This is a genomic window from Bacillus badius NBRC 15713 (assembly GCF_001591605.1).
Classification (GTDB): Bacteria; Bacillota; Bacilli; order Bacillales; family Domibacillaceae; genus Pseudobacillus; species Pseudobacillus badius.
On record NZ_BCVF01000032.1, the window covers coordinates 12951 to 26003 of the forward strand.

At 44.7% G+C, this 13053-nt stretch carries 13 protein-coding genes; all 13 read left to right on the top strand.

Annotation, left to right across the window (positions count from 1 at the left end; translation table 11 throughout):
- The first annotated feature begins 199 nt into the window (after window positions 1-199).
- The 13 genes from yabG to mfd all read left to right on the top strand — a co-directional run bounded on the left by yabG (window position 200) and on the right by mfd (window position 12967).
- On the top strand, window positions 200-1078 hold the full coding sequence (gene yabG, locus BBA02S_RS14800; RefSeq protein WP_041101886.1) for a sporulation peptidase YabG: 879 nt from the start codon (window positions 200-202) through the stop codon (window positions 1076-1078).
- A gap of 184 nt (window positions 1079-1262) precedes the next feature.
- Window positions 1263-1517, top strand: a complete 255-nt coding sequence (gene veg / locus BBA02S_RS14805; RefSeq protein WP_041101887.1) for a biofilm formation stimulator Veg — start codon at window positions 1263-1265, stop codon at window positions 1515-1517.
- A 183-nt stretch (window positions 1518-1700) separates the two neighbouring features.
- Window positions 1701-1877, top strand: a complete 177-nt coding sequence (locus BBA02S_RS14810; protein WP_041114450.1) for a small, acid-soluble spore protein, alpha/beta type — start codon at window positions 1701-1703, stop codon at window positions 1875-1877.
- Window positions 1878-2040: 163 nt separating this feature from the next.
- Window positions 2041-2910 carry a 4-(cytidine 5'-diphospho)-2-C-methyl-D-erythritol kinase gene (ispE, locus tag BBA02S_RS14815; RefSeq protein WP_041114451.1) on the top strand — a complete coding sequence of 290 codons (870 nt, stop codon included), beginning with the start codon at window positions 2041-2043 and terminating at the stop codon, window positions 2908-2910.
- A 67-nt stretch (window positions 2911-2977) separates the two neighbouring features.
- Window positions 2978-3811 (top strand): pur operon repressor, encoded by an 834-nt coding sequence (gene purR, locus BBA02S_RS14820; protein ID WP_041101890.1) that lies wholly within the window; start codon window positions 2978-2980, stop codon window positions 3809-3811.
- A gap of 12 nt (window positions 3812-3823) precedes the next feature.
- Window positions 3824-4198 (top strand): RidA family protein, encoded by a 375-nt coding sequence (locus BBA02S_RS14825; protein ID WP_041101891.1) that lies wholly within the window; start codon window positions 3824-3826, stop codon window positions 4196-4198.
- Between the two features lie 428 nt (window positions 4199-4626).
- Window positions 4627-4920 carry a septation regulator SpoVG gene (gene spoVG / locus BBA02S_RS14830; protein WP_041101893.1) on the top strand — a complete coding sequence of 98 codons (294 nt, stop codon included), beginning with the start codon at window positions 4627-4629 and terminating at the stop codon, window positions 4918-4920.
- Window positions 4921-5143: 223 nt separating this feature from the next.
- The gene (gene glmU / locus BBA02S_RS14835) at window positions 5144-6517 is read left to right on the top strand and encodes a bifunctional UDP-N-acetylglucosamine diphosphorylase/glucosamine-1-phosphate N-acetyltransferase GlmU (protein WP_041101896.1); all 1374 of its coding nucleotides are present in this window, start codon (window positions 5144-5146) and stop codon (window positions 6515-6517) included.
- Window positions 6518-6533: 16 nt separating this feature from the next.
- Window positions 6534-7493 (top strand): ribose-phosphate diphosphokinase, encoded by a 960-nt coding sequence (locus BBA02S_RS14840; protein WP_041114453.1) that lies wholly within the window; start codon window positions 6534-6536, stop codon window positions 7491-7493.
- A gap of 215 nt (window positions 7494-7708) precedes the next feature.
- Window positions 7709-8335, top strand: coding sequence for a 50S ribosomal protein L25/general stress protein Ctc (locus BBA02S_RS14845; protein ID WP_041101899.1), 627 nt, complete (start codon window positions 7709-7711; stop codon window positions 8333-8335).
- A 137-nt stretch (window positions 8336-8472) separates the two neighbouring features.
- Entirely contained in the window at window positions 8473-9039 is a 567-nt protein-coding gene (gene pth / locus BBA02S_RS14850; protein WP_041101901.1) for an aminoacyl-tRNA hydrolase, read from the top strand.
- Window positions 9040-9109: 70 nt separating this feature from the next.
- Complete coding sequence (locus BBA02S_RS14855; RefSeq protein ID WP_041101903.1) at window positions 9110-9340, top strand: anti-sigma-F factor Fin; 231 nt, start codon at window positions 9110-9112, stop codon at window positions 9338-9340.
- A 111-nt stretch (window positions 9341-9451) separates the two neighbouring features.
- The gene (gene mfd, locus BBA02S_RS14860) at window positions 9452-12967 is read left to right on the top strand and encodes a transcription-repair coupling factor (protein WP_041114454.1); all 3516 of its coding nucleotides are present in this window, start codon (window positions 9452-9454) and stop codon (window positions 12965-12967) included.
- Window positions 12968-13053: the final 86 nt, after the last annotated feature.

Genomic DNA, 13053 nt, shown 5'->3' on the forward strand with positions numbered 1-13053 from the left:
ACAAACCAAGAATCAAAAGAGGTTCGGCGCAACACCTTTCCGGCCGCCCGTGATTGACAAACTGAGAACGGTCCTTCAGCCAAAGAATGGCTGAAGGACCGTTCTTTTTTGTTTTTCTCCCATTGCAGATTGGCATTCCCCAATTCCGGGCCTTTTGCATAAGATAATCGGAAGAGTAAAAATTAACGGGGATGATCACATGGTGATTCGTATTAATTCTATTGTCAGCCGCCCATCTTATGGGAATGACATACTGTTTCGGGTCATGGAGATTAAAGACACGGAGGAAGGCCAAATTGCTATTTTGTCGGGAGAGGACTATAGGCTGATCGCAGACGCCCCATTCTCCGATTTATTAGAAGTCGGACCTGATGAGCAGCAAAAAATGACGCGGGATACGAGAATGCGTGAAGAGCAGTCGCTGCATCTGTTCAGGCAAGAGCTGGAGCTAATCAAGGAAAGACAGGAATATCGAGCTACAAAATGCTATCGGAATGAAAATGATGTTTTTCAGATACCAGGCAGGGTTCTTCACATGGACGGCGATCCTAATTATTTAAAAAAGTGTTTAGACGCCTATGAAAAAATAGGTCTTCCGGTTTATGGCGTGCACTGTCTGGAAGAAGAAATGCCTAAGAAAATTTCCTCATTAATCGACGAATATCGCCCGGATATATTAGTCATTACCGGGCATGACTCTTATTCAAAAGTAAAAGGAAGCAAATCAGATATAAACGCTTACCGCCACTCTAAATATTTCGTGCAAACGGTCCGGCTGGCGAGGAAAAAGATTCCGCACTTAGACCAGCTCGTTATTTTTGCAGGCGCCTGCCAGTCTCACTTCGAGTCTTTAATCCGGTCGGGCGCCAATTTTGCCAGCTCGCCCTTTCGTGTGAATATTCATGCTCTTGACCCGGTGTATATCTCCTCGAAGATCGGTTTTACACCGTTCAGTGAAATGGTGGATGTCAGAGAAGTACTTAGAAATACATTAACGGGCAACAAGGGGCTTGGAGGAATTGAAACAAAGGGAGTTCTCCGGCTCGGCATGCCTTTTCAACAAACAGAAGAAGAATAATGGACGCAAAGAATAATTTTGTCATGGTTATTGGATTATTGGGAACGCTAAAAATATGATGAAAAAAGCAGGTTTTTGTAAAATAAAAAACGTTGACAAAAGGGGCTGCAGATTGATAAAATATTTTATTTATTTGACTTGCTATTTAAATCATGTTATCATAAAAATAGTGAGGTGGAAGCGGATGCCAAAAACATTAGCCGACATTAAGAAATCTCTTGACTCCAACCTGGGAAAAAGACTTTTGTTGAAAGCAAATGGAGGACGCCGTAAAACGATCGAGCGATCCGGGGTTCTTGCTGAAACATATCAAGCTGTCTTTGTAGTGGAGCTGGATCAAGAGGAAAACGCGTTCGAAAGAGTGTCATACAGCTATGCAGATGTATTGACAGAAACAGTAGAATTGACATTTGAAGATGCAGCAGGAAGTGCCGTTTAATTTTGCAGTAAACCACATTGTTTACTGCTTTTTTATTTGAAAAGAAAGTCCGGCTTGTTCGAAAGATGGTTGTCTGAAGGAGCCGATCAGGGCAACTTCACTTTTTCTGGTTCCCTTCATTTTCCGCTAATCGTTTTAAACTGGCTGGTTAAGCTATGAATAGCGGCAAAAGGAGGGCAACCAATGGGCAGAAGAAGAGGGATTATGTCTGGCCAATTGAAAGAAGAGCTTGCGAAAGAGTTAGGTTTTTATGACACGGTTCAACGAGAAGGCTGGGGCGGCATTACAGCCCGAGATGCTGGTAACATGGTGAAACGAGCAATTGAACTTGCAGAAAACCAGCTTGTCAACAAGCGCTGACACTGTAGCTGACTTCTAACTAAAAAGCCGCTAAGGGATCCGGGGAAACCCGGATCCCTTTTTGTGTAGAAATTTGTTCCATCATGCATCATATTTACAACTCCTAATGGACTTTGTGATAAAATAAGCTAAACTGTATTGTGCGCAAAGTAGGTGGCTTATTGTGAAGATAATGATGAAAGCACCAGCGAAAATTAATTTAACGCTAGATGTGCTGCATAAACGTGCGGATGGATATCATGAGGTTGAAATGATCATGACGACAGTTGATCTTGCAGACCGTATTGAACTAGAACCGCTTAAAAAAGATGAAATCAAAATCATCTCCCATAATCGCTTCGTTCCCGATGACAAGCGTAATTTAGCTTATCAGGCAGCTATGCTGCTGAAAGAAAGATATGGCATCCGCTCCGGTGTGTCGATCGGCATTGAAAAAGTGATTCCAGTAGCAGCTGGTTTGGCGGGAGGCAGCAGCGACGCCGCTGCGACCTTAAAAGGATTAAACAAACTTTGGAATCTGGGGCTCAGTTTAGATGAACTGGCGGAAATCGGAGCAGAAATCGGATCGGATGTTTCTTTTTGCGTGTATGGCGGGACTGCTCTCGCTACCGGGCGCGGAGAAAAAATACAGCATCTGCCGTCGCCCCCGAATTGTTGGGTGGTTTTGGCCAAGCCGACGATTGGTGTTTCCACAGCGGAAGTGTATAAGAACTTGAAAATTAACGGACTCCGTCATCCGGATACCCGGGCGATGATGGCTGCCATTGAAACGAAAAATTACGATGAAATGTGCGCACACCTTGGCAATGTCCTTGAGTCCGTCACACTAAAGCTCTACCCGGAAGTGGCCCAAATTAAAGAGCAGATGGAGCGGTTCGGCGCAGACGCCGTATTGATGAGCGGAAGCGGCCCGACTGTATTCGGCCTGATGCGGCATGACTCCAGAATGCACCGGGTTTGCAACGGATTAAGAGGCTTTTGTGATCAGGTATATGCAGTCCGGCTGTTAGGAGAAGGGATGCCTATTGATTGAATCCGTATATTAAGATATATTTAAAAATAAATATTCGGATTTACTCTTTAGGAGGGTAGAACAAAAGATGAAGTTTCGTCGAAGTGAACGGTTAATTGATATGACGCATTATTTACTCGAGCATCCGCAGCAGCTGGTTTCACTGACTTTTTTTGCTGAACGGTACGGATCGGCCAAGTCATCGATCAGTGAGGATTTATCTATTGTCAAAGAAACATTTGAACAGCGCGGTATCGGCTCGCTTCAAACGATTCCAGGAGCTGCTGGCGGTGTGAAATATTTTCCAAAGGTTGGCGAGATGGAGGCACGGCAGTTTATCGCCGACCTTTGTGAGCAAATTGAAAATCCGGAAAGGCTTCTTCCCGGCGGCTATTTGTACATGATGGATTTACTGGGCCATCCCCAGGTGATCCATCAAGTTGGCAAGCTCCTTGCCTCCGCCTATGCCGGAATGGACATTGATGCGATTATGACAGTTGCTACTAAAGGGATTCCTATTGCTCATGCAATTGCCTCCCACTTAAATGTGCCCGTCGTCGTCGTACGCAGGGACAGTAAGGTAACGGAAGGCCCGACAGTCAGCATTAACTATGTGTCCGGGTCCACGAAGCGGATACAGACCATGGTGCTGGCCAAGCGCAGCTTGAAGGAAGGCTCCAAAGTACTGCTCGTAGATGATTTTATGAAAGCAGGCGGAACCATTAACGGAATGATTAGCCTGCTCGCCGAGTTTAATGCCTCCGTAGCTGGAATTGCGGTATTAGTGGAAGCTGAGCATGATGAAGAACGTCTTGTAGAAGACTACATATCGCTTGTTAAGCTGCAAGATGTCAACGTTCGCACGTCTGCTATATCTGTAGTAGAAGGGAATTATTTCTCTAAAAATATACAGTTTTCATAAGGAGAGGGTAGAATGAAAGTAGTAGCGACTAATCAAGCACCAGCGGCCATTGGACCGTATTCTCAAGGCATCATTGTCAATAACTTGTTTTATAGCTCTGGACAAATCCCGTTGACACCTGCAGGGGAACTAATTGACGGTGATGTGACAGAACAAACCCATCAAGTATTTAAGAATCTGCAGGCTGTCCTGGCTGAAGCCGGCGCTTCACTTGATACCGTGGCAAAGGCTACTGTTTTCATTGCTGATATGAACGAATTTGCAGCTGTGAATGAGGTGTACAGCCAGTATTTTGGCGAACATAAACCAGCCCGCTCTTGTGTGGAAGTGGCAAGACTTCCAAAAGACGTGAAGGTTGAGATTGAAGTGATCGCACTCGTGAAATAATCGCCAGTATCGGTTTGTCGGCAAAAGGGGTTCGGAAGGTTCTTATTCCGAATTCCTTTTTTATTTTGTTTTATTTCAAGAGCGCAGAAAAAATAACCAATCCCTCCAAGCTCATGGGCCGGGCACCTCTAAACCCTTCCCTCCTTTGGCTCCCTCGGTCTTCAAACAGGTGCGGCTGTAAGTCTGTCCTATTCCTGTGAATCCTGCTGATTGAAATGAAGGGCACGAAGACTCCTGCGGGCTCACCGCCCGCCCTGCGGAAAGCGAAGCGCCTGGAAGACAAATCAGCCATCCCTCCGGCCATAGGCAGGATAAAAAGAATCTTCTTAAAATAAAGTAAATTTTTTTCAAAAAAAAGAAGGAATATTTTAAATATTATTGAATAGTTAGTTTAGGCTTTTTATATAGGGGAAAAAGGGGTGAACAGAATGGAAGTAACTGATGTGAGACTACGACGTGTCAATACGGATGGCCGCATGAGAGCGATTGCTTCTATTACGCTGGACAATGAATTCGTTATTCATGATATCCGCGTAATCGATGGCAATAATGGCTTATTTGTAGCAATGCCGAGCAAACGTACGCCAGATGGCGAATTTCGTGACATTGCCCATCCAATCAACTCCAACACACGCGGTAAAATCCAAGATGCTGTTTTAGCTGAGTATCACCGTCTAGGGGAATTGGAAGAAGTGGAACTGGAAGAAGCAGGAGCTTCATAAATTTAAGCGCAACAAGAGCCTACTTCATATGTATGGCTCTTTTTTAATTGAAAAAATCCCCAAGTTTCTCCTCTAATTGTCTAGTTTGGAATTTTCTTTCTTTTCTCCCTTTTTATTTATAGCTGATTCAATGACAAAAATTTGTCATTTTTTAAGCTGTCTTGAAATAAGAGACCTTTTAAGATATAGTCAATAAGGATAAAAGGTTATAGGGGGACCCTCAATGACGAATATTTATGCTGTCATTCTTGCAGCAGGCAAAGGCACTCGAATGAAATCCAAGCTTTACAAAGTGCTGCACCCTGTATGCGGTAAACCGATGGTAGAGCATGTAATTGATCAAATATCCGATTTACATACACATAAAATTGTGACGATTGTTGGCCATGGCGCAGAAAAAGTCAAAGGCTATCTTGGCGAAAAAAGCGAATTTGCTTTGCAGGAAGAACAACTGGGCACCGCCCATGCAGTGATGCAGGCAGAAGCAATTCTTGGAGAAGAAGACGGCTGCACACTTGTTGTCTGCGGCGATACACCGCTTATCAAGTCTTCTACTATGGAAAAGCTTGTAAACTATCACCAAGAGCAGCAAGCGAAAGCAACGATTTTGACGGCGTATACAGAGACGCCTGACGGCTATGGACGGATCATCCGCAATGAACAGGGAATGGTCGAGAAAATCGTTGAGCATAAAGATGCAACGGCTGAAGAACGTCAAGTAAAAGAAATTAATACAGGTACGTATTGCTTTGATAACCGTTATTTATTCGACACCTTGAAAAAGGTTTCCAATGACAACGCCCAAGGCGAATACTATTTGCCGGATGTCATTGAAATTCTTAAGAAGGCTGGAGAAAAAGTAGCAGCTTATCAGACAGAAGACTTTAATGAAACGTTAGGCGTCAATGACCGTGTGGCTCTAAGCCAGGCGGAGAAGATTATGCGTGACCGCGTGAATGAGCAGCATATGCGCAACGGCGTAACGCTCATTAGCCCGGAAAATACTTTTATTGGTCCGGATGTGGTGATCGGTTCGGATACGGTGATCCATCCAGGAACGGTGCTATCAGGAAACACGACGATCGGCGCCGGCTGCGAAATTGGCCCGAACAGTGAAATCAACAACTGCCAAGTAGGCGATGAAACCGTTATTCGCCACTCTGTAGCTGCTGATAGTGAAATCGGTGCACGCGTAGCGATCGGCCCGTTTGCTCACATCCGTCCGGCTTCTGAGATCGGCGACGAAGCAAAGATTGGCAACTTTGTTGAAATTAAAAAGACTGTTTTCGGCAAAGGCAGCAAAGCTTCTCATTTAAGCTATATCGGAGATGCGGAAGTAGGCAGCGGGGTTAATCTTGGCTGCGGCTCGATCACTGTGAATTATGATGGCAAAAATAAATTTTTAACCAAAATTGAAGACGACGTGTTCATCGGCTGTAACTCCAATCTAGTCGCTCCGGTGACGGTAGGCAAGGGAGCATATGTGGCAGCAGGTTCGACTATTACTGACGACGTACCTGGAGAGGCGTTATCTATTGCCCGTGCCCGTCAAGTAAATAAAGAAAATTATGTAGAAAAATTAAATTTTAAAAAATAAAGGCGGAGGTCCACCCATGCATAATCAGTATTTAGATCCGAAATTGAAACTCTTTTCCCTTAATTCCAACCGAAAACTTGCGGAAGAAATCGCTGAAATCATCGGTGTAGAATTAGAGAAGTGTTCCGTAAAGCGTTTTAGTGACGGAGAGATACAAATTAACATTGAAGAAAGTATTCGCGGCTGCGATGTATATGTCGTTCAATCGACAAGCGCGCCAGTTAATGAAAACTTAATGGAAATGCTTATTATGATTGATGCTCTAAAGAGAGCCTCTGCTAAAACAATTAATATCGTTATTCCTTATTACGGTTATGCACGTCAGGACCGCAAAGCCCGCGCCCGTGAACCAATCACCGCTAAATTGGTAGCCAATTTGCTTGAAACTGCAGGAGCAACCCGTGTGATTACACTTGATCTGCATGCACCGCAAAGTCAAGGATTCTTTGATATTCCAATAGATCATTTAATGGGTGTGCCAATTCTGTCTGATTATTTCAAAGGAAAAAATTTCAGCGGAGAAGACATTGTTATCGTTTCACCTGACCATGGCGGAGTTACGCGCGCCCGTAAAATGGCTGACCGCTTAAAAGCGCCGATTGCCATTATTGATAAGCGCCGTCCAAGACCAAATGTAGCTGAAGTAATGAATATTGTCGGTAACATCGACGGCAAAATTGCCATTTTAATTGATGATATCATTGATACAGCTGGCACGATCACACTTGCGGCTAACGCCCTCGTTGAAAACGGAGCGAAGGAAGTGTATGCATCTTGTACGCATCCTGTACTTTCAGGCCCGGCCATCGAGCGCATTCAAAACTCTAATATTAAAGAGCTTGTCATTACCAACTCCATTGCTCTTCCTGAAGAGAAAAAGACTGATAAAATCGTTGAACTGTCTATTGCTCCTTTAATCAGTGAAGCAATTATCCGCGTGCATGAAGAGCAATCTGTCAGCACACTATTTGATTAATAGAAAAGCGGCAGGACTGCCTTTGCACGAACAAAATAGCCTTCCCTCGAAAAAGCCCATATGACGGCTTCAAGAGGGAAGGCTATTTCCGTATGTGTTTAGAGAGAAGCGCTTGCCTGATCTTTTTCATGTTTATTTAGCAAGCAATGAGGGAATAGATGAATAAGACCAGATTTTCAGACAGAGATCATAATACAGGAAGGTGAGTTTCTCTAATGAATGCAGTACTTGAAGCAAAACAACGCAATCAATTTCAAAGGTCTGCCAAAACGGAACTTCGTGAAAATGGAAATTTCCCTGCTGTTGTTTATGGAAAAGATGTCGAGGCAAAATCTATTTTCATCAATGAAGGAGAGTTCTTCAGAGTCATAAAAGAGGTGGGCCGCAACGGCGTCATTTCTTTAACAGTAGATGGAAAAAAACAAAATGTGGTTTTACATGATTACCAGCAAGATCCAATAAAAAATGACATTGTCCATGCTGATTTTCTAGCGGTAGATTTATCATCCGAAATCACCTCCAATGTTCGGGTTGATTTGGAAGGAGAAGCCGCCGGAGCAACAGAAGGCGGTGTAGTGCAGCAACCGCTGTTTGAGATCTCGGTAACGGCAAAGGTAAGCGAGTTTCCGGAAAATATAAAAGTAGACATTTCCAACTTAGCTATCGGCGACAGTCTGTCTGTGGGCGATATTCGCGGCAGCCAGCCGTTCACCATCAACCATGAGGATGATGAAGTGATTGTATCTATCCTTGCTCCGCGTGTAGAGGAAGAGCCAGAGGAAAGCGATGCGGGCGAGTCGGAAGCAGGCAAGGAGCCGGAAGAAGCGAAAGAGGAAGAATAATATAACAAACGGCCCATTTAACATGGGCCGTTTTTTTATGTGTGAAAGCAGGGAGGAATATAATTAAGCGTATAATTTCTGCTTCATGTGCGTTATACTTAAATTAATTTAGTGAAGAAAAATTTGAGGTGCAGAAAATGAAGCTAGTTGTTGGTCTCGGCAACCCGGGAGCAAAATATGCAGGTACGAGGCATAATATCGGTTTTGATGTCATTGAAGAATTAGCCGAGCGTTTTCATTCCCCGCTTACAGAAGCAAAACACAAAGGCATTTACACAATTGTGCGGAAGGGAACAGAAAAAGCCATTTTGCTTAAGCCGCTTACATATATGAATTTATCGGGGGAAAGCATCGGAGAGGTCATGCGATATTATGATATAGCGACAGACGATGTGGTGGTCATTTATGATGACTTAGACTTGCCGGCCGGGCGCATCCGCCTCCGCCAAAAGGGCAGTGCTGGCGGACATAATGGGATCAAGTCAACTATTTCCCATTTGGGCACGCCAAACTTCAACCGCATCCGTATTGGGATTGACCGTCCGGTTCCGCCTATGAAGGTTGTGGATTATGTGTTAGGGAGATTTACGGAAGATGAGCAGCAAAAAATGAAACAGGCCGTTGCAAAAAGTGCAGATGCTGTGGAGGCTTGGCTGGAGAAGCCGTTTCTGGAAGTAATGAATGAATATAATATCCAAACATGAATAAATGGTGCCTTCTCTGCCTATACTAACGTTAATACATAACGGTGGTTAGCAGCAAAGGAGGACACACATGGCCATTCATTACGTTTGCCGCCATTGCGGCACAGCAGTTGGCAGCCTTAAACAGCCGGTCGTTTCCAGTCGGCAGCTTGGCATTCATGCCCTGACGGAGGACGAGAGGATCGAAATGGTTCAATATGATTCAGAAGGAAATGTGACGATCAAAACGATATGTGAAGATTGCGAGGAATCTCTGCAAAGGAATCCCGATTTTCATGAATATGATTATTTTATACATTAAAACAGCTTTGGATAGCGATCCAAAGCATTTTTCTGTTTTCCACCGGGGCCATATACAGAAAGCCCTGGCTGAACGGACAGTTAAGCGTCCATTTAAGGGGAGGAAGAAAGCGTGAATAGTTTACAACAGATTCTCTTACAGAACAATGACATTCAATCTATATTCGAGGGGATATCAGGAGGGCTAAAGGAGCAGCTGGCAGCGGGACTTTCAGGGTCATCACGGGCGCTGTTCATTGCGGCGTCCTATGAAAAAACAGGCAAGCCGATTATTGTAGTGACGTACAACCTGCTGCAGGCGCAAAAGCTATATGACGATTTGGTTCAGTTTATCGACGAACAAGAGGTGTATTTATACGCTGCTAATGAATTAATAGCAGCGGAAATCAGCGTGGCCAGTCCTGAACTGCGTGCCCAGCGGATTGAAGTAATGAATCATATGGTGCATCGGGAAAAAGGTGTCTATATTGTTCCGGTGGCCGGATTGCGCAAGCTCCTCCCTCCAAAAGAGAGATGGGCCAGTTTGCAGAGGACGATTGCCGTGGGTGAAGAAGTTCATTTAGAGGAACTGATTCATCAATTTGTCCAAATGGGCTACCAGCGTACCGATATGGTCTATGCTCCGGGTGAATTCAGTCTGCGCGGCGGCATTATCGATATTTATCCATTAACGATTGAGCATCCTGTACGTATTGAGCTATTTGATACAGAAGTGGATTCGATCCGTACATTTTCCATGGAAAATCAGCGTTCCATTGAGAACAAATCTACTATTGAAATTGGTCCGGTGACGGAAACACCTTATTCTCCAGAGCAGCTTGTGATCTTGTCTCAAAGGCTGGAAGAAGCTTTGCAAGAATCACTGAAAAAAGTAAAGAAAGCGGAAACGAAACAGCTGATTCAAGAAAACATCGGCTTTGAGATCGACCGGCTGAAACAAGGGATACCGATTGAAGGGCTAACGAAATATACTGCTCTGCTCTATGAAAATTCGATGAATTTAACCGATTACTTACCGCAAAACGGCCTTGTCTTTTTTGATGAAATTAGCCGGATCACTGAAATGAATGACTCCCTTCAGCAAGAGGAAGCGGAATGGTATACAGGTTTGCTGGAAGAAGGCAAGATCATCCATGATATTAAGCTTTCTTATCACTTTACAGAGGCTTTATCTACTATCCGCCAGCCGATTATTTATCTAGCTTTATTTTTGCGGCAAGTGGCTCATACGAAGCCGGAGAACATCGTCAATTTCTCTTCGCGGCCGATGCAGGATTTTCACGGACAGATGAATGTTCTCCATGCGGAGGTAGAGCGGTGGAAGAAGCTTGGAATGACTGTGGTGTTTCTCGGTGAAAATGAGGAGAGGATTGCCAAGGTTCAGCGAGTTTTAGCAGATTATGAGATTGAAGCCGCTAGTTCGCTAGAGAGAAACAGCATCATTCCGCAGGCAGTGCAAGTAGCCCGCGGCACATTAACAGCCGGTTTTGAATTTCCGGCTTTGCATCTTGCGGTCATTACCGAGCAGGAGCTTTTCAATAAAAAGCCAAAAAGAAGCAAACGCCGGCAAAAGCTGTCTAACGCCGAGCGGATTAAAAGCTATTCCGAGCTAAAGCCAGGAGATTATGTGGTGCATGTAAACCACGGGATCGGAAAATATTTAGGTATCGAGACACTCCAAATTAAAGGGGTGCACAAAGACTATTTAAATATTAAATATCAAGGAACAGACCAGCTTTATGTTCCGGTAGAACAAATTGAACTGGTCCAGAAGTATGTCGGTTCGGAAGGAAAAGAGCCGAAGGTATATAAATTGGGCGGCAGTGAATGGAAACGGGTAAAAAATAAAGTTCAGTCTTCTGTGCAGGATATTGCCGATGACTTAATCAAGCTTTATGCCGAAAGGGAAGCGGCTAAAGGCTATGCCTTTTCTCCTGATGGCGAAATGCAGCGGGAGTTTGAATCATCCTTTCCATATGAAGAAACGGAAGATCAGCTGCGCTCCATTAATGAAATTAAAATAGACATGGAAAAAGAGCGGCCGATGGATCGTCTTCTGTGCGGAGATGTCGGCTACGGGAAAACAGAGGTAGCCATCCGGGCAGCTTTCAAAGCGATTGCCGATGAAAAACAAGTTGCCTTCCTTGTGCCGACCACCATCCTTGCCCAGCAGCACTTTGAAACGATGAGCGAGCGTTTCCGCGACTTTCCTGTCGAGATTGGCTTGCTGAGCCGCTTCCGTTCAAGAAAGCAACAGACGGAAACGATTAAGGGGCTTAAAAGCGGCACGGTGGACATTGTGGTCGGAACGCATCGCCTTTTATCCAAGGATATTCAATACAACGATCTCGGCCTGTTAATCGTCGATGAGGAGCAGCGCTTTGGGGTAACGCATAAAGAGAAAATTAAGCAGCTGAAGACAAATATAGATGTCTTAACATTAACAGCTACACCTATTCCGCGAACCCTCCATATGTCGATGCTCGGCGTGCGGGATTTATCTGTCATTGAAACGCCGCCGGAAAACCGTTTTCCGGTGCAGACCTATGTCGCTGAGCTTAACCCTGCTTTAATCCGCGAAGCCATTGAGCGGGAGCTTGCCCGGGAAGGACAAGTGTTTTATCTATATAATCGCGTAGAGGATATTGAGCGCAAGGCTGACGAAATTGCCATGCTTGTGCCTGATGCCAGGGTGGCGTATGCTCATGGGCAAATGACCGAACGGGAACTGGAAACGGTTATTTTAAGTTTTCTGGAAGGAGAATTTGATGTTCTCGTCACCACGACTATCATTGAAACAGGTGTGGATATACCGAATGTCAATACGCTCATTGTCCATGACGCCGACCGGATGGGCTTGTCCCAGCTGTACCAGATCCGCGGCCGTGTCGGGCGCTCCAACCGGGTAGCTTATGCCTACTTCATGTACCGCAAAGATAAGGTGCTATCGGAACAGGCGGAGAAGCGTTTGCAAGCAATCAAGGAATTCACCGAGCTTGGCTCCGGATTTAAAATTGCGATGCGCGACTTATCCATCCGCGGCGCAGGGAATTTGCTCGGTTCTCAGCAGCATGGATTTATCGATTCCGTCGGCTTCGATTTATATTCTCAAATGCTGAAGGAAGCAATCGAACAAAAGCAAGGCACCGACAAAAAAGAAGCGGCGCCTTCATTCGAAGCAGAAATTTCAATTGATGCCTATATCCCGGATGCTTACATTAAAGACAGCCGCCAGAAAATTGAGATGTATAAACGGTTCCGCAGCATTGAATCCTTAGAAGAGGCAGAGGAACTGAAAGAAGAAATGATCGACCGCTTTGGGGATTATCCGCGGGAGGTGGAAGACCTCTTTAAAGTGGCTGAAATGAAAGTGTACGCTGCAGCTGCTCAGCTGGAATTAATTAAACAGGAAAAAGAATCCGTCTATATATTGATGAACGAAGCCGGCACGAAGGAAATCGACGGTTCGAAAGTGTTTGCAATATGCAACAAGCACGGCCGCTCAGTCGGCTTGGGCATGGAAGACAATAAGCTGAAGATGACCATCGACAGCCGAAATATGACAACCGATACATGGTTTGAAATGGCTTTTGATATCATAAAAAATCTGGAAACTGCGAAAAAATAGAGGGAAAAACACAACAAAATGTATAGAACTTCCCAGATGATAAATAATAACAATCACAGGGGCAATGCCATCGGTCTCGTGTCGCT

What these genes read in the sequence shown, in the direction of transcription:
- BBA02S_RS14825 (WP_041101891.1), top strand. Translation starts at nt 3,824, where the DNA reads ATGAAAGTAGTAGCGACTAATCAAGCACCAGCGGCCATTGGACCGTAT.
- BBA02S_RS14840 (WP_041114453.1), top strand. Translation starts at nt 6,534, where the DNA reads ATGCATAATCAGTATTTAGATCCGAAATTGAAACTCTTTTCCCTTAAT.
- BBA02S_RS14810 (WP_041114450.1), top strand. Translation starts at nt 1,701, where the DNA reads ATGGGCAGAAGAAGAGGGATTATGTCTGGCCAATTGAAAGAAGAGCTT.
- BBA02S_RS14855 (WP_041101903.1), top strand. Translation starts at nt 9,110, where the DNA reads ATGGCCATTCATTACGTTTGCCGCCATTGCGGCACAGCAGTTGGCAGC.
- spoVG (WP_041101893.1), top strand. Translation starts at nt 4,627, where the DNA reads ATGGAAGTAACTGATGTGAGACTACGACGTGTCAATACGGATGGCCGC.
- purR (WP_041101890.1), top strand. Translation starts at nt 2,978, where the DNA reads ATGAAGTTTCGTCGAAGTGAACGGTTAATTGATATGACGCATTATTTA.
- veg (WP_041101887.1), top strand. Translation starts at nt 1,263, where the DNA reads ATGCCAAAAACATTAGCCGACATTAAGAAATCTCTTGACTCCAACCTG.
- pth (WP_041101901.1), top strand. Translation starts at nt 8,473, where the DNA reads ATGAAGCTAGTTGTTGGTCTCGGCAACCCGGGAGCAAAATATGCAGGT.
- glmU (WP_041101896.1), top strand. Translation starts at nt 5,144, where the DNA reads ATGACGAATATTTATGCTGTCATTCTTGCAGCAGGCAAAGGCACTCGA.
- yabG (WP_041101886.1), top strand. Translation starts at nt 200, where the DNA reads ATGGTGATTCGTATTAATTCTATTGTCAGCCGCCCATCTTATGGGAAT.
- BBA02S_RS14845 (WP_041101899.1), top strand. Translation starts at nt 7,709, where the DNA reads ATGAATGCAGTACTTGAAGCAAAACAACGCAATCAATTTCAAAGGTCT.